The organism is Microvirga pudoricolor, from assembly GCF_016892705.1.
GTDB lineage: Bacteria > Pseudomonadota > Alphaproteobacteria > Rhizobiales > Beijerinckiaceae > Microvirga > Microvirga pudoricolor.
Map to the genome: position 1 here is coordinate 1080306 of NZ_JAFEMB010000001.1, position 23232 is coordinate 1103537.

Sequence of the window (23232 nt, forward strand, 5' to 3'; positions counted from 1 at the left end):
AACAAGAGAGCTGCTTCGATCCCAACGGAAGCAGCTCTTGGGAAGCAACTCTTGGGCCGCAAAGCCTTAGTTTAGAACGCTTCCAAGCATTTGCAATTCTATTGCGCGTGCCTTCCGATGAGAATAGGCATGATCCCGGGCCGCATCTTGATCGGCATTTGACCCTCCCTCTTTTTCGGGGCTCACTCATGAAAAAATATTTTGCCGCGCTCACGGTACTGATGGCCGGGACGGCCTTCGCGCCTCTTGCGCACGCCCAGGCTCCGCAGCCGAAGGCTATCGTCGAGACCTATGCCAACGTGGCCCAGGCCATGTACGGCGACGCGGTCACCACCGCCCGCGACCTGCAGAAGGCCGTCGACGCCTTCCTGGCAAGCCCCACGGACGATACGCTGAAAGCAGCCCGCATGGCCTGGATCAAGGCCCGCGTGCCCTACCAGCAGACGGAAGGATACCGCTTCGGCAATCCGCTCATGGACGATCTCGAAGGCAAGGTGAATGCCTGGCCACTGGACGAAGGGCTGATCGACTACGTCGACGCCAAGAGCTACGGCGACACCTCCGACGACAACCCGCTCTACCGGGCGAACGTCATCGCCAACACGCGGATCCGCGTCGGCAAGAAGCAGGTGGACGCGTCCAAGATCACCAAGAAGCTGCTCGCCGAGACCCTGCAGGAGGCGGGCGGCGTCGAGGCCAACGTGGCGACCGGCTATCACGCGGTCGAGTTCCTGCTCTGGGGCCAGGACCTGAACGGCACCGGACCCGGCGCGGGCACGCGCCCGGCGAGCGACTACTCTCTCGACACATGCACCGGCGGCAATTGCGACCGCCGCCGCGACTATCTCAAGGCCGCCACCGACCTGATGGTGGATGACCTCGCTGCCATGGCCAAGGCCTGGGACGCCAAGGGCAAGGCCCGCGCGGACGTGCTGAAGAAGAGCCCGAACGGCGGTCTCGCCACCATCCTTACCGGCCTCGGCAGCCTCTCCTACGGCGAATTGGCGGGCGAGCGCATGAAGCTCGGGCTAATCCTGCACGACACCGAGGAAGAGCACGATTGCTTCTCGGACAACACGCACAATTCCCACTATTACGACCAGGCCGGCATGGTGGCGATCTATAACGGCAGGTACACCCGCACGGACGGCGCTGTCGTGCAGGGCGCGAGCCTGGCCGAGTACGCCAAGGCGAAAGCCCCGGACGAGGCCGCGAAGGTGGAAGCCGCGATGAACAACGCCACCACGAAGCTGAAGGCCATCAAGGACCGAGCCGATTCCGGCAAGGAGGCCTACGACCAGATGATTGCCGAGGGCAACACCGAGGGCAACAAGGTGGTGCAGGAGGGCGTCGACGCGCTCGTGGCCCAAGCCCGCGCCATCGAGGGCCTCGTCAAGAAGCTCGGCCTCAAGATCGAGCTGGAGGGTTCGGACAGTCTCGACAACCCGAGCGCCGTCGGCAAGAGCTGACAGCCGTGCTGCGGCGGCGCGATGTCCTGGCGGGCCTCGGAGTAGCGGGTTTCGCCGCTGCCGGAGGCTCAGGGCTGCTCGCCCGGCAGGCCGCCCCATCTCTAAAGCCACGCCCGCCGGTCTCCGGCGGGCGCCTGCACGAATGGACGCTGACTGCCCGCGAACGGCCCGCGCGTCTGCTGGGATCAAGCGGTCCCAACACGCCAGTCTGGACCTATTCGGACGGTCTCCTGCCGGTGATGCGGGTGCACCTCGGCGACCGCATCCGCGCGACGCTCCACAACGAACTGCCCCAGCACACCTCGATCCACTGGCACGGCATCCGCCTCGACAACCCGATGGACGGCGTGCCCTACCTGACGCAACCGCCCGTGATGCCCGGCGAGAGCTTCACCTACGAGCTGATGCCGCCCGATCCCGGCACCTTCTTCATTCATCCTCATTGCAACGAGAGCGGCCAGACCGGGCGCGGCATGGCGAGCGTGCTGATCGTCGAGGGCGACGAGGCACGGCGGCCCGACGACGACATCGTGCTGGCCTACAAGGACTGGCGACTCGCCCCGGACGGCGCGTGGCTGCCCACGGAAACGGCGGAGGGCGCGAGCCGGGCCGGTACCTTCGGCACCGTGCGCGCCGTCAACGGCATCGGGGCGGCAAGCCGGGACGTGAGGCCGAACGGCGATCTTCGGCTACGCATCCTCAACCTCGACAACACCCGCATCATCGAGGTGGGCGTGGAGGACGCGGACGCCTTCGTGATCGCGGTCGACGGCAACGCGGTCGCGCCGTTTACTCTCGATACGTGGCGCATGGGACCGGCCATGCGGCTCGACCTTCTGGTGCGTGCGCCGGCAGCGGGACGCAGCTTCAAGGTCATCGATTATTTCGGCGCAGAGACGTGGACGCTCGGCACCTTCATGGCGAGGGGTGATGCGAAAAAACGAACGCCCTTCGACCCCGCCCTTCTCTACGCCCCCGACATCCCCCGCGTCGATATAGCAAGGGCCGAGCGCCTGAGCTTCAGCTTCAGCGCGGCCAGCGGCTCCATCGCCGAGACCGCGGCCTTGCTGGCGCCCGACGATCCGCTGGCCAAGATCCTGATGGACGCGCTCTGCGTGCGCGATTCCGCGTTCTGGGCCATCAACAAGACATCCTGGCCGTCCGGCGACCACCGCAACATTCCGCCCCCCATCGGCATGCTGGAGGCGGGCAAATCGTACGTGTTCGAACTCTCGAACGTGACGCCCCATCCGCATCCGATCCACCTCCACGGCCACACTTTCGAGGTGCTGTCGGCCTCGCGCCTCAAGCGCCCGCGCCATTTCGCCGACACGTTGTTGCTGCAGCCGAAAGAACGCATCGAGATCGCGTTCGTGGCGCGGCCCGGAGACTGGATGTTCCATTGCCATGTGCTGGAGCATCTCGAATACGGCATGATGGGTTACTTGAGGGTCGCGTGATGAAACGCGCGCTCTGCCCTATCCTGGTCGTTCTCGCGAGCCTTTTCGCCACGCCGGGCCATGCGCTCGACGAGGCGATCGGGCGCGCCCTGTTCCGCCGCGCCTGGGTGCCGGCCCCGTCCTCCACGAAAGCCAATGCGGGCCTCGGGCCGCTCTTCAACGCCCGCTCCTGTGCGGCCTGCCATAAGGACCTCGCCCGTCAGCCCGTCGCGACCGATGCGGTGGGCCAGGTAGAGAGCGACAACATCGCCCTGCGGTTCAGCGATGCGGCGGGCGCGCCCGATCCGGTCTATGGCCGCCAAATGCAGCCCTCCGCCGTCACCGGTACGGAGCCGGAGGGCCATGCGGTGCTGCGCGGCGGTCGCTACGAGGCCTCCGGCCTCGCCTATGGGCCGCTGGCGGAGGGAGCCCGCACGGGCGCTTTACTGGCCCCTTCCTTACGGGGCCTCGGGCTTCTCGACACGATCCCGGATGCCGTCATCGCGGCGGGAGCGGAACGGCAGGGCGAGGGGATCAGCGGTCGCGTGAACTGGATCGCCGGACCGGACGGCAGGAAGCGCGCGGGCCGCTTCGGCTGGAAGGCCTCTGCCGCGACCCTAAACGCCCAGGTCGAAACCGCCTTCCTGCTCGATCTCGGTCTCTCGACCCCAGGTCGCCTCCAGGCCGCCGGGGATTGCACCGCAGCCCAGCGGACGTGCCTGCAAGCCCCGCATGGGGGACAGAACGGCGGCCCCGAGATCCCGGACGAGATCGTGTCTCGCGTGGCCGCCTATCTGGCGTCGATTCCACCCGACGAGCCCGAGGCCGTCGATCACAAGGGACGCGCCCTTTTCGCGGCGGCGGGCTGCGCCTCCTGCCACGTGCCGTCCCTGCCCGGCGCGGGCGGGCCCGTGCGAGCCTTCAGCGACCTGCTCCTGCACGATATGGGCCCAACCCTCGACGGTGGCGCGACGGAGCCCGGCGTGGCCTCGACCGAGTGGCGCACCGCGCCGCTCTGGGGCCTTTCCCGCACGCTGGCCAACGGCGCGGGCCTGCTGCACGACGGCCGCGCGACCACAATCGAAGACGCGATCAAACTCCACGGCGGCGAAGCGGCGGGGTCCCGTGCCCGTTTCGACACTTTGGCTCTTGCCGAGCGGCGGCGATTGATCGATTTCCTGAAGTCGCTGTGAGAATGTCCATGCTTCGACTGCGCCTCATCCTGGCTCTCATCTTCTCGACCCTGGCGTTTCCGTCCCTGGCGGATAACCGCGCGGCGATCGTGCAGGCCGCGCGCGACTTCATCGTCCCGCGCTACGAGGTTCTGGCGCAGACGACACAAGGCCAAAACGAAGCCTGGAAGGGGTTTTGCGCCGCACCCCGCGCGGACGCCATCGGTTCATTACGGGATGCCTACAACAAAGCCGCCGATGCGTGGTCGGGCATCGAGTTCGTGCTCTACGGCCCGGTCAGCACCGATTTCCGTTTCGAGCGCATGGCCCATTGGCCGGAGCGCAAGAATGCCGTCACGCGCGCCTTGGGCAACCTGTTGTCGCGCACGGGCACGGATGATTTGAGCCCTGAAAGGTTCGCGGGTGTCAGCGCCGCCGCGCAGGGCTTCACCGCCATCGAGCGGCTGCTTTACGAGCAGAACGCCGCGCGGCTTCTGAGCGACTCGTCCGAGACCGCGAAACGGCGCTGCGCCGTGGGCCAAGCCATTGCGGCGGGCCTCGCCCGCACCTCGGAGCAAGTGCTTGACGAGTGGCGCCGCCCCAGTGGCACGCTGGCGCAGCTCGAAACCGGCGATGCGGCTCGTGTCGAGGAGGCGGCCACGCGCCTTGCCACGGACTACACCACCCTGTTCGAGATCATCGACGACCAGAAACTTGGCGCCGTGATGGGCAAGAGCGCCGACGAGGCGAAGCCGACCCTGGCGGAGGGCTGGCGCAGCGGCCGCTCCATGCAGGCGATCCGGGTCAATCTGGAGGCGGCCGAGGCCCTGGCGCGGCAGATGCTCGATCCGGGCGACAGCAATAACTCCTCCCTGTTCTACGGCCTGGAATCGGCTCGCTCCATCGCGGCGAACCTCCCCGACGATATCGGGGCCAGTGCCGAGAATCCGAAGCGCCGCCGCCAGCTCATCCTACTGCGGGACGCCGTCCATTCCCTGCGCGAAACGGCCGCCGCCACCCTCCCGGCGGCGCTGGGCATCACCATGGGGTTCAACAGCCGTGACGGCGATTGACCGGCGCTCCTTCCTGGCGGCCCTGAGCGCCGCCGTCGCGGGATCCCTGGGCTCCAGAGGAGCCCGAGCCCAGGAGACGGCGCAGCCCCTCTTCGTCTCCGCCTGCCTCGACAAGGCGGAGGCCGCCTCCGTGGCCGTGTTCGACCTCGACGGCCGGATGCTGTTCCGCACGCGGCTGCCCGACCGGGGGCATGACATCGCGGCTCGGCCCCACTCTCCCGACCTCGTGGTCTTCGCCCGGCGGCCCGGCAACTGGGCCGCGGTCATCGACCGCCATACCGGCACCGTGTCCCAGGTCGTGACCTCGCCGGAAGGCCGCCACTTCTACGGTCATGGCGTCTTTTCGGCCGATGGCGGTCTCCTATACGCCACCGAGAACCGGATGCGGGACGGCGAGGGGCTGCTCGGCCTCTATGACGCCACGGACGGATACCGCCGCGTGGGCGAGATGCCGAGCTTCGGCATCGGGCCCCATGACCTCGCCTTCCTGCCGGGGCACCGGCACATGGTGGTGGCCAACGGGGGCATCAAAACCCACCCGGCCACCGGCCGGGAAATGCTCAACAAGGACGACATGGAGCCGAGCCTCGCGCTGATCGACGCGGAGCGCCAGACGGTCTTGGCCTCCGTGGATTTCGGCCCGAGACTCAAGGGCCTCAGCATCCGGCACCTGGCCGTGACGCCCGGAGGCGAGACCGTGTTCGGCTGCCAGTTCGAGGGCGACCGGGACGAGATGCCGGCTCTTGTCGGCACGATGACCCCAGACGGAAAAGCCCGTTTCCTGGAGATGCCCGAGGACGACCTCGACGCGATGAACAACTATATCGGCTCCGTCACCCTCGACGCCTCGGGCACCCTTGCGGCAGCCACGAGCCCGCGCGGCAACGCCATCGCGTGGTGGGACCTGACCACCGGCCGCTATCTCGGCCGCCGCCGCATGTCGGACGTGTGCGGCATCGCGCCCGCGCCCGTGAGCGGCGTTTTCCTCGCCACCTCCGGCAATGCGGGGGTCCGGCTCGCGCCCGTGGCCAAAGCCGATCTGGCGCCCCTGGGCGGCAGCGAGCTCGACCGCTGGATCTGGGACAACCATCTGCGCCGGATCTGATCACCCGAACGGACGAAATCCGCCTTCGATTCGCCGCAAGTGGCTCCCAAGGCTCCCGGACCCACAGGCGGCGCTCACGCATATGCGACGGCGTCCCAGGGGCGCTAGATCTTCCGGACCATGAGGCTTTCGATGTCAGACGGGGCAGGCACGTTCGAGCCGGCGGAGGCGTTCGACCGGCCTCTCGAGCCCGCCTCGGCTCCGGCATCCGCCGCGCCGCGCGGCCCAGTCGGCCGCCTGATCGACGCCGCGGCCGAGCTCAACTGGCGCCGGATCGGGGCCCTGATCGGCCTCGCCCTCTTCGTCGTCGCGGCCTTCGTGGTCTACCGGGAGGCCGAGGAGGTCACCTGGGACCAGCTCATGGCCGCCATCGGGCAGGTGAGCCGCCCCCATCTCCTGGGCGCGGCGCTCGCAACAGTGATCTCCTATACGGTGCTCATCGGCTACGACGTGCTGGCCCTGCGCCAGGTGGGCGCAAGGGTGCCCCTGTCGACGGCCGCGACCGCCTCGTTCATCGGCCAGGCCTTCACCTTCACCATCGGGTTCGGGCTTTTGACCGGCAACGCGGTTCGGCTGCGGGTCTACACGGCCGCGGGGGTGTCGGCCCTCGACATCGTGGCCATGGGTTTCTTGTGCGCCATCACGTTCTGGCTTGGCCTCGCGGCCCTGGCGGGCCTCGCCCTCATCGCGGAGCCGTCCCTGGTCTCTCTCGTGGACGGCGCGCCGGTGCTGCTCAACCGCGCCATCGGGATCCTCATTCTGGCCGTGCTGGCGGGCTACGTGGCCTGGGCCGCCATCCGGCGCAAGAGCGTACGGGTCGGCCAATGGGGCTTCACGCTCCCGGGCCCGAAGGCGAGCCTCGCGGCCATCGGGCTCGGCGCCCTCGACACGGCGGCCGCCGCCATGGCGCTGTGGCTGCTGCTTCCGCTCACCGGCGACGTGTCGTTCCCGGCCTTCCTGGTGGTGTTCATCGTGGCCACGGTGCTGGGCGTGATCAGCCACGTGCCGGGCGGCGTCGGGGTCTTCGAGACGACATTCCTGCTCGCCCTGCCGCAGATCCCCACCACGGACCTCGCCGCCGCCCTCGTGCTGTTCCGGATCGTCTATTACCTGATCCCGTTCGGTCTGGCCCTGGCGCTGCTCGCCTCGCGGGAGCTGGCGGAACACCAGAAGCCCATCGCCCATGTGGCGCGGCGCGTGGGCGGGTCCGTGCGCTCCCTGTTTCCCCAGGCCAGCGCGCTCGCGGTCTTCGGCGGCGGCGCGGTGCTGCTGCTGTCGGGCGCGACGCCGAGCGAGATGGAGAGGCTTCGCCTCATCCGCCACATCATCCCCCTGCCCTTCGTGGAATCCTCCCACCTGCTCGGCAGCATGGTGGGCGTTCTCCTGCTCGTGGTGGCGACGGGTCTCGTGCGCCGCCTGGCGACCGCCTGGCAATGGGCCATCGTGCTCCTCGCCGCCGGGGCCGTGTTCTCCCTGGTCAAGGGAGCCGATTACGAGGAGGCGCTGGTCTGCCTCGGCGGCCTCGCCTTTCTCGCCGTCGGGCGACACGAATTCTATCGCAAGGCCGATTTCTTCGCCGAGCGCCCCTCGCCCGAGTGGATCATCGCGATCCTGATCGCGGTCGCGGCCTCGATCTGGCTCGGCTTCTTCGTCTACCGCTACGTGGATTACTCGCCGGACCTGTGGTGGCATTTCGCCTACCGGGCCGACGCCCCCCGCTTCCTGCGCGCCTCCCTGGTGGCCGCCATGACGGCGCTCGGCGTCATCGCCTATGCGCTGATTCACCGGGCGCCGGTCGTGGAGGAGAGCGAGGCGGGCGACGGCATCGAGGCCGCCCGCCCCGTCATCGCGGCCTCGCCGAAGGTCGATTCCCATCTGGCGCTCATCGGCGACAAGAGCTTCCTGATCTCCGGCGACCGGCGCGGCGCGATCATGTACGGGCGCCAGCACGGCAGCATCATCGCCATGGGCGACCCCATCGCACCGGATGAGGATCTTGCGGAGGACCTCGTCTGGCGCTTCAAGGAGCTGGCCGACAAGCTCGGCGCCACTCCGGTTTTCTACCAGGTCTCGACCGCGTACCTGCCGGTCTATCTCGATGCGGGCCTGTCCCTCGTGAAGCTCGGCGAGGAGGCTTGGGTCGACCTCTCCCGCTTCACCCTGGAGGGCGGCGAGGGCCGGAAGCTGCGCCAAGCCAAGGCCCGGGCCGAGAAGGCGGGAGCCAGTTTCGAGCTCGTCCCGGCCGGGCAGGTGGCGCCGATCCTGGAGGAGCTGCGCGAGATCTCGCAATCCTGGCTCGGCCACAAAGGGCGCGAGAAGGGTTTTTCCCTCGGCTTCTGGACCGACGATTACATGCTGGGGTCCGACCAGGCCATCATCCGCCACGGCAACCGCATCGTGGCCTTCGCCAACCTCTGGCGCAGCGCCGACAGGAACGAGTTCACCATCGACCTCATGCGCCAGCGCCCTGACATGCCCGGCGGCGCCATGGACCTGCTCTTCATCAGCCTCATGGAGCAGGCTCGCCAGGAGGGTTTTCGCTGGTTCAGCCTCGGCATGGCGCCCCTGTCCGGTCTGCCCCGACACCGCCTCGCTTCCCGTTGGAGCCGCCTGGGCGCGCTGATCTACCGGCGCGGCGACCGGTTCTACAATTTCGAGGGCCTGCGGGCCTTCAAGGAGAAGTTCAAGCCCGAATGGCGCCCGCGTTATCTGGCCTATCCGGGCGGGCTCGCGCTGCCCAAGATCCTCTTCGACGTCACCACCCTGATCGCCAATTCTCCCGCCAAGGCCCTGCGGGATGCACGGAGACCCGCCCATGCCCGTTAAGTCCCTGGGGCTCGCCGTCGCGCTGGCGGCCTTGACGCTCACGCCCGCCGCAGCCGCCCCCCGCGAGATGATTGTCCAGCAGGACACGTTCGGGTCCGTGCCCCTGCTTGCCCCGCAAGGAGAGCCCAAGGCCTTCGTGATCTACCTCTTCGACGGCGAGCTGACGCCGGAGCGGCGGGCGCAGGCCGAAGCCATCGTGTCGGAGGGAGCCGCCGTGGTGCCGCTCTCCGCGCAAGCCGTCATCAGGCAGATGGACGAGAAGGCCGAACCCGACGACGATTGCCTCTATGCGCTGGGCGAATTCGAGGACCTGTCCACCACGGCCCAGCGCGCACTGGGGTCCGCCTCCTACCGCTGGCCCTCCATTCTAGGCGATGGCGTTGCGAGCGGGGCCCTCGCCTACCTGTCGATCGCGCAGGCGCCCGCCAACACGGCCGCCGGAGCGGTGAGCATCGGGTTCACGGCCCAGTTGGCCTCGCGCCTGCCCTTCTGCCCCGGCGCCAAGGGATCTCCCGTGTCGGGCGGCTTTTCCTACGCACCCGCCACCAACATTCCCGGGCCCTGGGTGCTGATTACTCCCGTCGAACCGGACCCGGCGACCCGAGCCTTCGTGGATGCGGACGGGGGCAACGAAACACAGGTGGTCGCGGGCGACGATGCGGCCCGCTTCCGGGCCGGCCTTCAGGCGGCCCTCCGGATGGGCTCGCCGCCGACCGAGGGCCTGGGCGACCTCCCTCTGGTCGACCTGCCGGCGCAGGGCCGCAACAGCGCCTTCGCGGTGTTCCTGTCGGGGGACGGCGGCTGGCGCGACATCGACAAGTCCATCGCCGAAACCTTGTCGAAGAACGGCATGAGCGTGGTGGGCCTCGATTCCCTACGCTATTTCTGGAAGCGCAAGGACCCGGACCGGATCGCCGCGGACCTGGAGCGGATCGTGGCCGCCTATGAGCAGCGCTGGCAGGCCCAGCGGGTTCTGCTGATCGGCTTCTCCATGGGGGCGGACGTGATCCCGCCGGTCTGGAACAAGCTCTCCAAGGCCACCCGCGACAAGATCAAGCTCGTGGTGCTCATGGGGCTCGAGCCCACCGCCGCTTATGAGATCTCCATCGCAGGCTATCTGGGGGTGAGTTCGGACGAGGTGGACATCAAGAACGATCTCAAGACCCTGCCGGCCGACAGGGTCATGTGCTTCTACGGGACCGAGGAAAAGGCTGACGGCGATACCGCCTGCACCTTGCCGGAGCTGGCCGGCGCGACCCTGCTGGAGCGAGGCGGCGGCCACCACCTGGACGGGAATTACGAGGCTATCGCGGCCGATATCCTGGCCCGCGCCAAGGCCCTGAAGTAGCTTCCCCCCTGGGGCGGCCTCATGACGGCTTGCGCAAAGGGCCAACCTCGGCCAAAGCTCGGCTTTCCTTTTCATGTGACGATGTTGACCGATGCAAGCTCTCTTTGTTGGCCAAACCTATATCGACGTGACCTTCCTGGCGGATGAAATTCCTACGGGCGACGACAAGATGGTGGCCCGGGATTACGCCATCTCGTTTGGCGGCAACGCCGTGACGGCGGCCTTCGCCTGCGCCAAGCTCGGCATCGTGCCCGACATGCTCACCTCCATCGCCGACGATTGGCTCGGCCGTATGTTCATCGACATGGCGGCCAAGTACGGGATCTCGGTCCATCACCGGAAGGTGAGGGAATCGTCCCTGTCCTTCATCATGCCGCACGGAGGCAAGCGCGCCATCGTTCGCTGCCGGGACGACCATTACCTGCACCCCGTTCCGCCGCTCAACATCGAGGGCGCCCGCGCCCTGCACCTGGACGGCCACCAGGCGGACGCCGCCATGCATTACGCCAAGGCCTTTCGCGAGAACGGCATCCTGACCTCCCTCGACGGTGGCGGCCTGCGGTCGAACACCCATGAACTCCTGGAGTTCATCGACGTGGCCATCGTGGCCGAACGCCTGTGCGAGCAGATGAGCCTGTCGCCCACCGAGATGCTGGGCTACCTCAAGAGCCGGGGCGTCAAGATCGGCGGCGTGACTCTCGGCGAGAAGGGCCTGGTCTGGTACGACGAGAAGGGTGTCGAGAGTGTGCTTCCGGCGCTGGCCGTGCCGCCCGAGGCCGTGATCGACACCAACGGCGCCGGCGACACGTTCCACGGCGCCTATGTGTACTCTGCCATGGCCCGCCCGGACCTGCCCTGGCGCGACCACTTCATCTTCGCCCGCGCGGCCTCGGCCCATGCCATTCAGCATCTCGGTAACGAGGCAAGCCTGCCGACGCTCGACGACATCACTGTCGTGCAAAAGCAATACGGCGAACGCAAGCTGGCGGCTTGAACTCCCTCTCCCATGGGGAGAGGGTTGGGGTGGGGGGCGTGCCCAAGCCGGATACCGTGCACCCTCACCCGGACCTTCGGTCCGACCTCTCCCATCCGGGAGAGGTATGGCGGCTTCACGCCGCCTTCTTCTGATAATCCTTCACGTCCGAGAACGTGATGTCCTTGGCGCGGTCCATCTCGTATTGGAGATTGAACGTGTTCGCCGCCATGAAGACCGGGGCATCATCGAGATCGCGGGCCATGGACGACAGGTGGCCGTCGATGAACTTGTCGAGCGCCACCCGATCCGGCGACGTGATCCAGCGGCAGATGGAGAAGCGGGTCGGCTCGTAATCGATGGGCAGGCCGTACTCGGCCTGTAACCGCTCCTTCAGCACGTCGAGCTGGAGCGCGCCCACCACGCCCACGATGGCGCCCGAGCCGTCCTGGGGCACGAAGAGCTGCACGACGCCCTCCTCGGCCATCTGCTGCAGGGCCTCGCGCAGCTTCTTGGCCTTCATGGCGTCCTGGAGCTTGATGCGGCGCAGGATTTCCGGCGCGAAGCTCGGGACGCCGCGAAACACCAGATCCTCGCCTTCCGTCAGGGTGTCGCCGATGCGCAGCGTCCCGTGGTTGGGGAGGCCCACCACGTCGCCAGCCCAGGCCTCGTCCGCGATGGCGCGGTCCTGGGCGAAGAAGAATTGCGGGGCGTTCAGGCTCATGGGCTTGCCCGTGCGCACGAGCTTCGCCTTCATTCCGCGCTGGAGCTTGCCGGAGCAAACGCGCATGAACGCGATGCGGTCGCGGTGGTTCGGGTCCATGTTGGCCTGAATCTTGAACACGAAGCCCGACATCTTGGGCTCGCCCGCTTCCACGAGGCGCTTGTCGGCCTCCTGGCCGCGCGGCGGCGGCGCATACTCGGCCATGGCGTCGATGAGATCGCGCACGCCGAAATTGCGCAGCGCGCTGCCGAAGAAGACCGGCGTGAGATGCCCCTCACGAAAGGCCGCGAGGTCGAAGGGCTTGCAGGCTTCCTGGGCCAGCGACACCTCCTCAAGCCAGGCATCGGCTTCTTCCGGCGGCAGCAGGGCGACCACGGAGGCGTCGTCCGGCCCCGAGACCCCCATGGGCTCCTCTTCCGTATCGATGCGCCGCACCTTGTTGCGGGCGAGATCGAAGGTGCCCGCGAAGCTCCGGCCCTGGCTGATGGGCCAGGTGATCGGAGCGGTGTCCAGCGCCAGCGTTTTCTCGATCTCGTCGAGGATGTCGAAAGGGTTGCGGGCCTCGCGGTCCATCTTGTTGATGAAGGTCACGATGGGAATGTCGCGCATCCGGCAGACCTCGAAGAGCTTGCGCGTGCGCGCCTCGATGCCCTTCGCGGCGTCGATCACCATGATGGCCGAATCCACCGCCGTCAGGGTCCGGTAGGTATCCTCCGAGAAGTCCTCGTGGCCCGGCGTGTCGAGGAGGTTGAAGACGCAGCCGCCGTACTCGAAGGTCATCACCGAGGTCACGACCGAGATGCCGCGCTCCTTCTCGATGCCCATCCAGTCGGAGCGGGTGGAAACCCGGTTCTTCTTGGCCTTCACCTCGCCCGCAAGCTGGATCGCGCCGCCGAACAGCAGGAGCTTCTCGGTCAGCGTCGTCTTACCGGCATCCGGGTGGGAGATGATGGCAAAGGTGCGGCGGCGGCCCACGGGGGCCGGCAAAGGGGCCTGGGATTCGGTCATGACGGGTGTGTTCTCTGAAACGGCGGCGGGGTCAACACGTCGCAGCATTGCCCCCTTAACGATCTGTGCCTCTCAAACCATATTGGTGTTTCCCGTCAACAACGAAAGGAGGTGATCCAGTGTCTCATTGTCACTGCCGTCGCCTCGCCGTGGTCGCCCGCTAAGTCATTGATTTAGCTCTGGCTTGGTCGAAGCGCCCGCGGCGTTCGACACGGCGAGATAATGTGGGGCCTGCCGGATTTCGATCCGGCAGGCCCTTTTTTATGCCCTCAGCCGAGCGTGAAGGCTTCGTGCACCGCCGATTGCACCCCACCGCCCAGCACCGCACCGCCGCCCGCCACATAGATCCAGTCGCCGATCAGAGCCGCCCCCACCGCGTGCCGGGGCGTGGGCATGGGCGCATGGTGCTGCCACGTGTCAGCCGCCGGATCGTAGCTCTCCATCTGGCCGAACACCTTGGCCTGGATCGGCTTGCCGCCCTCGATCCGCCCCGCCTCCCCGCCCATGGCGAAGAACCGGTCCCGGTAGGCCACGAGGCCATGGCCGGACCGAGCCGTGGGAATGGGCGAGCGAACCTCCCAGGTATCCTTGGCGGGCAGGTACACGTGGTGCAGGTCGGTGTTGTACTCGAACGTGTTGAAGCGCCCGCCGATGACATGGATCTGCCCGTTATGGGCGACGCAGCCCACATGGTCCCGCGCCCCCGGCAGAGCCTTTACCTGGCGCCATGTGTCGGCCTGCGGATCGTAGACCTCGTGCCAGCCGACGCTGGCGCGCTCCATCGTGGGCTCCGAGGCGCCGCCGATCAGGTGGACCTTCCCGGCGAGCACCACGGCCGCCGCCGCGCCGCGAGGGCGCGGCAGCGGCGCGATGCGCGTCCAGCGGTTGCTCGAGATTTCATAGACATAGGCGTTGTGATCCGGGTTGCGGTTCTGCTCGATGAAGCCGCCGAGCGCATAGACCCGGTCCCCTTCCGCCGCGACGGCCACATGGTTCGCCCCACGCGGCAGCGGCGCGGCATCGAACCAGCGATCCGTTCCAGGGTCGTAGACGTGGTGATAGGCCCGGTCGACCCGCCCCTCCCCGTAGCCGCCGACGATATGCATGCGGCCCTCCGCGGCGGTGGCCCAGGCCATCTCGCTGCGGGGGATCGGCAGGGCCGCGCGAGTCACCCAGCGTCCCTGGGCTCCCGCCGGGGCGGGGCTGTCCGTCACGCGCTGGGCTTCCTGCTCCGGCGTCAGGTGGTGGGGCACGCCGCCCTGGAGGCGCGCATAGGGATCCGGGGACGGCGGCGCCTCAGGGAGGGCGTGGTGCCCGGAATGCTGGGCCGCGGCCCGTTCGACACCCAGAACCGCCAGGGCGGCTCCTGTTAGAAATCCGCGGCGGTCCATGGCGTTTCTCCCCTGCGTCTCCGGTGGAGTATCGCGAGGCGCGAGGGGCGATGACAAGAGCGTGTCCTTGCGTCCGGATGACTTAATGACGACATGATCCCCATCCAGAACCCTGGATGACCCGATTGTGAAGCTGGACCCGATGACACGGGCAGGCTGTCGGGTAGATTGGCACGCGAACCGGGCGAAAGGCGCCCTCAGGAGGACACCAGTGATAGCCTATATGCGGATGGGACGAGGCAGCTCGGCGGGCGGGACGATCCCGGCCTTCTTGAAGCTGGCCGTGGCCGCTTCCCTTGGGCTCGCCATGCTGGCTCTGTTCTTCGTGGCCTTTGTGGTGGTGTTTCCAGTCGTCCTCGCCGTCGGCGCCGGGTTCTATTTCTACCTGAGGCACAAGATTCGCCAGGCCCAGAAACAGGCGCCGCAGCGCACGCCGCGCCCGGACGACGGCATCATCGACGTGGAATACACCGTGGTCGAGCACAAGCATCTCGACCGCCAGCCCTAAGACGTCGTCAGGCCCCCAGAAGCTTTCCCGTCCGCTGCGCCGTGATGCCCGCCACCTTGGCGATCCGCTGGCCCTGCGTAGCGAAGCGAACGAGCACGCGGGCGAAAAGCAAGCCGCCGTTCTCCGCGCATGCCTCCACGACCGCGCCGGTGGTCGGGTCGATGATCTCGGCCACGACGGCCCCCGCTTCGACTTTTTGGCCGACCTCGGCTCGGAACACGATGATGCCGGCGGCCGGCGCCACCACGGGCTCCGAAGCGGCAAGCGGCGTGGGCTCGCATAGCGCGTCCGGAACGGTAGGGCTTTCGCCCGCGATGACGCCCTGCAGGATCAGATAGTCGATCAACGCGCCCGCGTCCTTGCCGGCCAACGCGTGCGTCACGTCCGCCTCGCCCCGAAACTCAAGGGTCGTGGCGTGGCAGGCATTGGGAATGGGGTGATCGGGGAAGCGCTCGGCCAGTTCCGGCCAGGGACGGCTGCTCGCCTCATCGAAGGGATCGTCGCCTGATTCGTCCGCGAGCAGGAACGCCTCCACGCCGAGCAAGGCGCCCAGATCCGCAAACGCCCCCGCGGTCTGGGTATGCGTGTAGAGGTGTAAGGATGCCTCCGCGTCGCAATGGAGGTCGAGCACGACATCGGAATCCACGGCGAGGCGCAGGAGCGTTTGCTTCAAGCGCTCGGTCGGCGTCGCGGCGTCCCAGTCGTCGACCTCCGCCAGGAGCGCCTCCCGGACAAGGCGGACATTGGCCTGCGGGTCGGAGGTCAACCGACCCTCGATCCGCTTCGCCGCGCCCGGCACGAGGTAGGGGTAACCCCGGTTGAAGTTCTGTCCGTTGGAGAGATCGAAGCGGCCGACCGGCTGCCCGAGCAGCTTTTGGGCCAAGCCGATGGGGTTGGCCGACGGCACGAGAACGACCTCGCCCTCGATCCGGCCCTCGGATTCCAGCTGGCTCAGACGCTCGCGCAAGTGATGTGCCACGATCATGCCGGGCGTTTCGTCCGCATGCAGGGCGGCCTGGACGTAAACGCGCGGACGGGCGCCAGGCGTGCCGAAGCGCTGAACCGTGAGGGCAATCTGCGCGCCGGGCGCGAGAGGCGAGAGGGCGATCTGCTCTGTTTTCATCAAGGTCGCTTAGCAGCCCATGGCAGGCTTGGATAGCGTTCGAGCGACGGGCGGTGAAGCCTCAACCCTCTCTCGACCACCCCTGAGACTGGAACACGAAGCGCCCCGGATCGCTCACGAGGGCCGCGAGGCCCTGGAGGGCGGGTTCGGGGTTGATGATCACGTAGGCCGGGACCGTGCAGGCCCAGGCGTCGTGGGGCGCTTTCCGGTCGAAAGCCCCCCGGAAGCTCCCGTTCTGCAGCACGTCCACCATGCGCGGCGCGATGCCGCCCGCGATGAACACGCCCCCGCTCGCCTCGAAGGTCAGCGCCATGTCGCCGGCGTACCGGCCGAGCCAGCGCGAGAAGATGTCGAGCGTGTCGCGGGCCAGCGGCTCGCCCTCGCGGGCCGCCGCGAGCACGTCGTTGGGGAGGCGGAACGGGCAGTCCCGGCCGCGATGCGCGGACAGGGCCTTCGACAGGCGAAAGAGGCCGGGGCCCGACAGGACGGTCTCGGCCGAGACGCGGTTGCCGGTGCGTTCGAGATGGTGCCAGAACGCGAATTCGTCGTCGCCGGACGGGCCGAACTCGATATGGCCCGCCTCCGTGGCCAGGATGGCGAGGCGGTCCTCCACGGGCACCAGGGCGGCGGCGCCCAGTCCCGTGCCCGGACCGAGAACCACGCGGGCGCCGGGACCCGCCGTCTCGGTCGATCCGATGGGCGCGAGGTCGCCCTTGGCGGTCTCGAGCACGGTCACGGACGCCGCCACGGGCGTATAATCGTTCACGAGGGTGACCCGCTCGAGCCCGAGCGCCTCGCCGATGGCCCTGGCGTCGATGGTCCAATGCGCGTTGGTGAGCCGGATGACAGGCTTGTCGACCCGGGTGGCCACCGCGATCATGGCCGAACGCGGCGCCGCTCCGTCATAGGTGTCGAGGGCCCCCTGGATCGCCTCCACGGGGCTTGGCGTGTCAGCTGTCAAACGCCGCGGCAGGAGCCGGACCGGCTCCCCAGGGGCCGGTAGCACCGCGAAGCGGGCATTGGTGCCGCCGATATCACCGAGCAGGGCGGGAAACGCGAAGTTCGGGCTCATGGACCTGTATGCTCTTTCTCGCGGCAGCGGCGTCAGAAGGCTTCTTCCCAGCTCCGGCTCAGGCGGACAGCGGAATTGATGAGGCCGACCATCGAATAGGTCTGGGGGAAATTGCCCCACAACTCGCCCGTCGTGAAATCGGCATCCTCCGAGAACAACCCGAAGGAATTGCGCAGGGCCAGGATGCGCTCGAACATCTCGATCGCCTCGTCCTTGCGGCCGATGACGTTGAGCGCGTCCACGTACCAGAAGCCGCAGATCATGAAGGCCGTATGCATGAGGCCAAAATCGTCCTCAACGTCGTAGCGCAGCAGCAGGTCGCCGCGGCGGAGTTTCTCGCCGATGGCCTCCACGGTGCGGACGAAGCGCGGATCCTCGGGCTTGGCGAAATTCAGCTCCGCCAGGAGCAGCAGCGTCGCGTCGAGATCGCGGCCGCCATAGGACGACACGAAGGTGCCCGTTTCCGGGTTATAGGCCTTCTCGTCGATGATGGCGTGCATCCGGTCGGCGTGCTCGCGCCAATAGACCACGCGCTCCTTGCGCTTCATGGCCTTGGCGATCTTGGCGAGGCGGTCGCAGGCTGCCCAGCACATCACGCTCGGAAAGGTGTGCACGGCCGCCTTGGTGCGCAGCTCCCACGGACCCGCGTCAGGTTGGTCGAAGACCTCGATGGCCCGCTCACCGAGCTTTTCGAGATGCTCGAACAGCGCATCGTTGCCGGTGCGGTTCATGCGCTTGTCGAGGAATGCGTGGGTGGAGGCCAGCACGATGCTGCCATAGGCGTCGTTCTGGATCTGCGTGTAGGCGGCGTTGCCCACGCGCACGGGTCCCATGCCGCGATAGCCCGCCAGCGCCGTCGCCTCGTGCTCCTCCAGATTGGACGAGCGCGTGATGCTGAAGAGCGGCGGCATGTCCTTCTGGTCGCCCATCGCGTCCACGTCGTCGACGATGTTGGCGATATAGGTGAGGTATTCTTCCATGGTCTTCGTGGTGCCGAGGCGGTTCAGGGCCTGGATCACGAAATAGGCGTCACGCAGCCAGCAATAGCGGTAGTCCCAGTTGCGCTTGGTATGCGGGGCCTCCGGCACGGAGGTGGTGAGCGCCGCCACGATGGCGCCCGTCTCCTCGAAGTTGCAGAGCTTGAGGGTGATGGCCGCGCGGATGACGGGCCCCTGCCAATCGTACGGGATCGAGAGCGAGCGCACCCAGTCGCGCCAGAAATCGACGGTGCGGTCGAGGAACTCCCGGGCGGTGTTGTCGGCTTCCGAGCGCAGGGGCTCGTCCTCGCCGAAAAAGAATGACATCGGGCGGTCGACCACGAAGGGCTTTTCCTCGTGGATGTAGGAGACCGGCGCGTCGGTGGTGAGGCGCAGGGAACTGTGCGGCCCCACGAAACGGATGTGGTTGCTGCCCCGGGTCGTGGTGGGCTGCAACGAGCCCCACTCGAAGTGCGGCCGCAGGCGCACGCGGATACGCGGGCGGCCCTTCACGGGACGAACCCGACGAATGAGTTGCGGGGGCCGGAACGTGCGGTCGAAATGCTTGAACCGGGGGATGAAGTCGGTGATCTCGAGGATGTTGCCGAACGAATCCGTCATCGTGGAGACGAGGACGGCCGTATTCTCCAGGTAGGCCTGCTCGCAGGTCTGCATGCCGACCTGATCGATGGCGAAGACCCCGCGCTGCTCGGCATCAGTGCCGTCATCGGGGCTGTCCAGGAGGGCCGAAAAGACGGGATCGGCATCGAAACGCGGAAAGCAGCTCCACACGATCTGGGCGCGGCGGTCCACGAGCGCCGCAATCATGCAATTGCCGATCACGGCAAGGTCAAGCGAACTCATCTGTCTAACGGTCCCCGGTGAAAGGAAGCGGGCCGCCTGCGGCCCATTTTGATAGGGAATGCCTCAAATCGGCGGGCGTTCCTAGTCTCTCCCGCGCGATTGTTTCGCCGGCGCCGATCCGAATCGACAGGCCCCCATGGTCGTTGATGGTGGCGAAGCCGTTCTCGTCCGTGAGATCGTCCCCGGCGAAGATCGGACGGCGGCCCCGATAGGGCGACTGCTGCAGGAAGGTCTCGATCACCCGGCCCTTCCCGGCCACGGCGGGCAGGATCTCGGCCACGGCCTTGCCGTATTGCACCCGGTAGTCGACCCCCAGGGCCTCGGCGGCGGCCTGGGCCGTGGACAGGACGAAATCCTTCTCCTGCGGGGCAAGCCGCCAGTGCAGGGCCACCGAGCACCCTTTGTCCTCGATGACCACGCCCGTCTTGAGCGCCAGCACCTCGCCCAGCCGATCGGCCATCTCCCGGAGGCGGGGATGCTCCTCGGGCTGGCATTGGTAGAGCCGGTCGCCGATCCGGTGCTCCAAGCCGTGGAGCCCGCCGATATCGAAGGCGAAGGGTTCCAGCCGCCGGTCCAGGAACGAGATCGGGCGGCCGCTGATGATGGCGAGCGCTCCGCCGAGCCGCTCCTTCAGCCGCGCCAGGATGACCGGCAGTTCAGGATCGACAGAGACGGCTTCGGGACGCTCCACGATGTCGACCAGGGTGCCGTCAAAATCGAGAAACAGGGCCCATTCGGCTTCGCCCGCGGGGGAGAGCGGTGTCCCGGCCTTGGCTGCTTGCGTCAAACCTCGTGCACTCCCGTCTGGCGTCGGCTCACCCGCCTATATGATGCTGCCGGGCGGAACGGAAAGCCGAAAGAAGGCCATTTCCCGCAAAATCCCCCGCGCACGTCTTCGCCGGCAACCTGCTTCGCCGGCGTTCCCGGACACAACAAAACCCGCGACCGGGTTTCCCCGGTCGCGGGTTTGAGCGATGGAAGCCGGGTTTGTGATCAGTGCTCGCGGAACGCGCGGGCGAACTGCTCTTCCAGGGGTTTCATGAGATACTGGAACGGGGTGCGGTGGTTCACCTCGACGAACACCTCCGCCTGCATGCCGGCGATCAGCTTGACGTGCCCTTCGAGGCGCTTGATCTCCTCCTTCGGGATCGCCACCCGGATCGTGTAGTAGGTGGCGCCGGTCTGCTGCTCGCGGGAGACGTCCGCCGAGATCCGCGACACGGTGCCCTTCAGCTCGGGCGTGGTGCGCGAGTTGGAGGCGTGAATACGGATGTTGGCGGTCTGGCCGACCTGGATCTGGTCGATATCCGTCGGCTGAACCTTGGCCTCGAGGTCGAGCACGTCGTTCGTGGGCACGATCATCATGACAGGCTCGGCCGGCGAGATGACGCCGCCCACGGTGTGAACCGCCAGCTGGTGCACGTAGCCCGGGCTCGGGGCCCGGATGTCGGTGCGCTTGAGCTGGTCGAGAGCCGCCACGCGGCGCTCGGTGTACTCGGCGATCTGGCCCTGGATCTCGCGCAGCTCCTTCATGGCCTCGGCCCGGGTCTGCTCGTCGATCTGGATGATCTGGAGGTTGGTCTCGGCGATCCGGCCCTCGGCCTGGGCGATGGCCGAAATGATCTGGCCGCGCTGGCCCTCGATGCTCGCGGCATCGCGCTCCAGGGCGTTCAGGCGGGTGATCGGCACCAGGTTCCGCTGGTACAGGTCGCGGACGGAGGCCAGCTCATCGCGGATGAGCTGGAGCTCGCGCTCCTTCGCGGCCTTCTGGGCCTGGAGGCCCACGATCTCGTCCTGGGACTGGGACACGCGCTTGGCGAGCTGGTTCTTCTGGCTCTCCTGGGCGCCTTTCCGGGCCAGGAAGAGGGTGCGCTCGGAATCCATGATCTTCTTGATCGCGGGCTCGTCCATGCGCGAGACGAACTCGTCGGGCGTCTTGAGGTCCTTGGCGCCGTCCCGCTCGGCCTCGAGGCGGGACTGACGGCCCAGGAACTCGTCGAGCTGCTTGGACACCACCTGCAGGTTGGCCCGGGTCACGGTCTCGTCGAGGCGGACCAGCAGGTCGCCCGCCTTGACCTGGTCGCCCTCGCGAACCTTCAGCTCGCCGACGATGCCGCCGGTGGCGTGCTGAACCTTCTTGATGCTCGAGTCGATCACGAACTGACCGCCCGCCATCACGGCGCCCGAGAGCGTCGATGTCGCCGCCCAAAGGCCGATCGTTCCGCCGAACAGGGCGATCAGCGTCAGGCCGCTCACCGCGAGGCTGTGCAGCTTTTTCTGGTGGACGGATTTCTTGGCCGGTGCGGCCTGGAGAATCATGTTCATTTATCCAACCTCCCTCAGGGGAGAAGCCTGCGGGGCGCCTTGCGGCCTTGCCGCTGCCGGCGTTGCGTTGCGCTTCATCACGGCCTGGAGCACCTCGTCGCGGGGACCCATGGCCTTGACGCGGCCCGCTTCCATGATCGCCACGGTGTCCACGTTGCCGAGGGCCGCCGGACGGTGGGTGATCACGATGATCACGCCGCCGCGCTGGCGCACGGCCAGGATGGCCTGGTTGAGGGCTTCGTCGCCGGCCCCGTCGAGGCTGGCATTCGGCTCGTCGAGCACCACCATGAAGGGGTCTCCGTAGAGGGCGCGGGCGAGGGCCACGCGCTGGCGCTGGCCGCCCGAAAGCGAGGCGCCGCCTTCCCCGATATGGGTGTCGTAGCCGTCCGGCAGCCCGAGGATGAGCTCATGGGCGCCGGCCGTCTGGGCCGCCTTGATGATGGCCTCCGGGTCCGCTTTCGGGCGGAAGCGGGAGATGTTCTCCGCGATGGTGCCGTCGAACAGCTCCACGTCCTGGGGCAGGTAGCCCACATGGGCGCCGAGGGCATCCGGCTCCCACTGGTCGATAGACGCGCCGTCGAGGCGGACCTCGCCGCGCAGGGTCGGCCATACACCCACCAGGGCACGGGCCAGGGAGGACTTGCCCGAGGCCGAGGGTCCGATGAGGCCCAGGCCCTGCCCGGCCTGAAGCTGGAGCGTGGCGGCCTGGACGATGGGAGAGTTGGTGCCGGGAGCCCCCACATACAGGTCCTCGACGGTCACGTCCCTCTTGGGCGCCGGGAGCGGCATGCGCTGGCCCTGGGCCGGGATGATGTTGAGGATGTGCTGGAGGCGGCGGTAGCTCTGGCGGGCGCCGATGAAGCCCTTCCAGTTCGCAACCGCGATCTCGATGGGCGCCAGGGCGCGGGACATCATGATGGAGGCCGCGATCATGGAGCCCGCCGACATCTGGCCCTCGATCACCAGCAGGGCGCCGAGGCCCAGGATGCCGGATTGGAGAACCATGCGGAAGACCTTGGCGAAGGCACCGATCACGGAGGCCGATTCGCTGGCGCGCAGGCCGTCGTTCACGTGGGTGGTGTGCACCTTGTCGTAGCGGGCGGCCAGGAAGCCCAGCATGCCCAGGGCGCGCACGGCCTCGGCGTTGCGGCGGCTCGTCTCGGCCAGGGCATGGCGTTCGGCGCCCGACCGGGTGAGGTCGTACATCGGACCCCGGCTCTTCGCCTCGGTGTAGAGGGTGAGCATGACAATCACGATGCCGCCCACCACCGAGAACCAGCCCAGCCAGGGGTGGATGATGAAGCAGGCGATGAAGAAGATCGGCATGAACGGCATGTCGAACAGGGCCGTGGGGCCCATGCCGGACAGGAAGCCGCGGATGGTGTCGAGATCGCGCACCGGCTGCATGCTCTCGGACGACTTGGCGCCCTTGAGCGGCATCGTGGCCACGAGGTCGAAGATGCGGCGGGCGAGCTGCTCGTCGAAGCGGGCGCCGATCCGGGCCAGCATCTTGGCCCGGATGGTGTCGAGCCCGCCGGACAGCACGTAGGCCGCGAGCGTGATGAGCGACAGGCCCACGAGGGTCGAGATGCTCTTGCTGGAGAGCACCCGGTCGTAGATCTGGAGCATGTAGAGGGAACCCGTCAGCGCCAGGATGTTGACGATGGCGGAAAAGACGGCGACGCCTATGAAGGAGCTTCGGCACGCCTTGAAGGCGTCATAGACTTCCGTGCTCTCTTCTCTTCTTGCTGCCTGCTTCATTGTTGTTTCCTAGAGGGCATTACCAAGACCCCTCCCAGAAAGCCTCCCCCCAGGCCTTCGGGCGTTGGGAGGAT

General features: G+C 67.5%; 17 protein-coding genes. 9 read left to right on the forward strand and 8 right to left on the reverse strand.

What is annotated here, in order from left to right:
* The first annotated feature begins 188 nt into the window (after window positions 1–188).
* The 8 genes from ILT42_RS04975 (at window position 189) to ILT42_RS05010 (ending at window position 11426) form a co-directional block, all read left to right on the forward strand.
* A complete protein-coding gene (locus ILT42_RS04975; RefSeq protein WP_204214207.1) occupies window positions 189–1469 on the forward strand; it encodes an imelysin family protein in 1281 nt (426 codons plus the stop codon).
* A gap of 5 nt (window positions 1470–1474) precedes the next feature.
* Window positions 1475–2929 (forward strand): multicopper oxidase family protein, encoded by a 1455-nt coding sequence (locus ILT42_RS04980; protein ID WP_204214208.1) that lies wholly within the window; start codon window positions 1475–1477, stop codon window positions 2927–2929.
* Window positions 2929–4101 (forward strand): di-heme oxidoredictase family protein, encoded by a 1173-nt coding sequence (locus tag ILT42_RS04985; protein WP_204214209.1) that lies wholly within the window; start codon window positions 2929–2931, stop codon window positions 4099–4101. Before ILT42_RS04980 ends, ILT42_RS04985 begins: the two co-directional genes overlap by 1 nt.
* Window positions 4102–4109: 8 nt before the next feature.
* Complete coding sequence (locus tag ILT42_RS04990; protein ID WP_204214210.1) at window positions 4110–5153, forward strand: imelysin family protein; 1044 nt, start codon at window positions 4110–4112, stop codon at window positions 5151–5153.
* Window positions 5140–6258, forward strand: a complete 1119-nt coding sequence (locus ILT42_RS04995; RefSeq protein WP_204214211.1) for a DUF1513 domain-containing protein — start codon at window positions 5140–5142, stop codon at window positions 6256–6258. The genes ILT42_RS04990 and ILT42_RS04995 overlap by 14 nt, the downstream gene beginning before the upstream one ends.
* 132 nt (window positions 6259–6390) lie before the next feature.
* Window positions 6391–9084 carry a bifunctional lysylphosphatidylglycerol flippase/synthetase MprF gene (gene mprF / locus ILT42_RS05000; RefSeq protein WP_204214212.1) on the forward strand — a complete coding sequence of 898 codons (2694 nt, stop codon included), beginning with the start codon at window positions 6391–6393 and terminating at the stop codon, window positions 9082–9084.
* Window positions 9074–10432: a virulence factor family protein gene (locus ILT42_RS05005; RefSeq protein ID WP_204214213.1), complete on the forward strand. Its 1359-nt coding sequence runs from the start codon at window positions 9074–9076 to the stop codon at window positions 10430–10432. The genes mprF and ILT42_RS05005 overlap by 11 nt, the downstream gene beginning before the upstream one ends.
* Before the next feature lie 91 nt (window positions 10433–10523).
* Window positions 10524–11426, forward strand: a complete 903-nt coding sequence (locus ILT42_RS05010) for a sugar kinase (protein WP_204214214.1) — start codon at window positions 10524–10526, stop codon at window positions 11424–11426.
* Window positions 11427–11541: 115 nt separating this feature from the next.
* On the opposite strand, the gene ILT42_RS05015 is transcribed toward ILT42_RS05010, so the two are convergent.
* On the reverse strand, window positions 11542–13137 hold the full coding sequence (locus tag ILT42_RS05015; RefSeq protein ID WP_204214215.1) for a peptide chain release factor 3: 1596 nt from the start codon (window positions 13135–13137) through the stop codon (window positions 11542–11544).
* 269 nt (window positions 13138–13406) lie between these two features.
* Window positions 13407–14528 (reverse strand): Kelch repeat-containing protein, encoded by a 1122-nt coding sequence (locus tag ILT42_RS05020; RefSeq protein ID WP_204214216.1) that lies wholly within the window; start codon window positions 14526–14528, stop codon window positions 13407–13409.
* A gap of 211 nt (window positions 14529–14739) precedes the next feature.
* Between ILT42_RS05020 and ILT42_RS05025 the strand changes: the two genes are divergently transcribed.
* The gene (locus ILT42_RS05025; protein WP_204214217.1) at window positions 14740–15036 is read left to right on the forward strand and encodes a hypothetical protein; all 297 of its coding nucleotides are present in this window, start codon (window positions 14740–14742) and stop codon (window positions 15034–15036) included.
* Between the two features lie 7 nt (window positions 15037–15043).
* Here the strand turns inward: ILT42_RS05025 and ILT42_RS05030 are convergent, their stop codons facing one another.
* The 6 genes from ILT42_RS05030 to ILT42_RS05055 all read right to left on the reverse strand — a co-directional run bounded on the left by ILT42_RS05030 (window position 15044) and on the right by ILT42_RS05055 (window position 23158).
* Window positions 15044–16159, reverse strand: a complete 1116-nt coding sequence (locus tag ILT42_RS05030; RefSeq protein ID WP_204214218.1) for a succinylglutamate desuccinylase/aspartoacylase family protein — start codon at window positions 16157–16159, stop codon at window positions 15044–15046.
* 61 nt (window positions 16160–16220) lie between these two features.
* The gene (locus ILT42_RS05035; protein WP_204214219.1) at window positions 16221–17231 is read right to left on the reverse strand and encodes a glucokinase; all 1011 of its coding nucleotides are present in this window, start codon (window positions 17229–17231) and stop codon (window positions 16221–16223) included.
* Window positions 17232–17263: 32 nt separating this feature from the next.
* Entirely contained in the window at window positions 17264–19072 is a 1809-nt protein-coding gene (locus tag ILT42_RS05040) for a glycoside hydrolase family 15 protein (RefSeq protein ID WP_204214220.1), read from the reverse strand.
* Between the two features lie 4 nt (window positions 19073–19076).
* On the reverse strand, window positions 19077–19859 hold the full coding sequence (gene otsB / locus ILT42_RS05045; protein ID WP_204214221.1) for a trehalose-phosphatase: 783 nt from the start codon (window positions 19857–19859) through the stop codon (window positions 19077–19079).
* A 206-nt stretch (window positions 19860–20065) separates the two neighbouring features.
* On the reverse strand, window positions 20066–21397 hold the full coding sequence (locus ILT42_RS05050) for an HlyD family type I secretion periplasmic adaptor subunit (RefSeq protein ID WP_204214222.1): 1332 nt from the start codon (window positions 21395–21397) through the stop codon (window positions 20066–20068).
* Window positions 21398–23158: a type I secretion system permease/ATPase gene (locus tag ILT42_RS05055; RefSeq protein WP_204214223.1), complete on the reverse strand. Its 1761-nt coding sequence runs from the start codon at window positions 23156–23158 to the stop codon at window positions 21398–21400.
* Window positions 23159–23232: the final 74 nt, after the last annotated feature.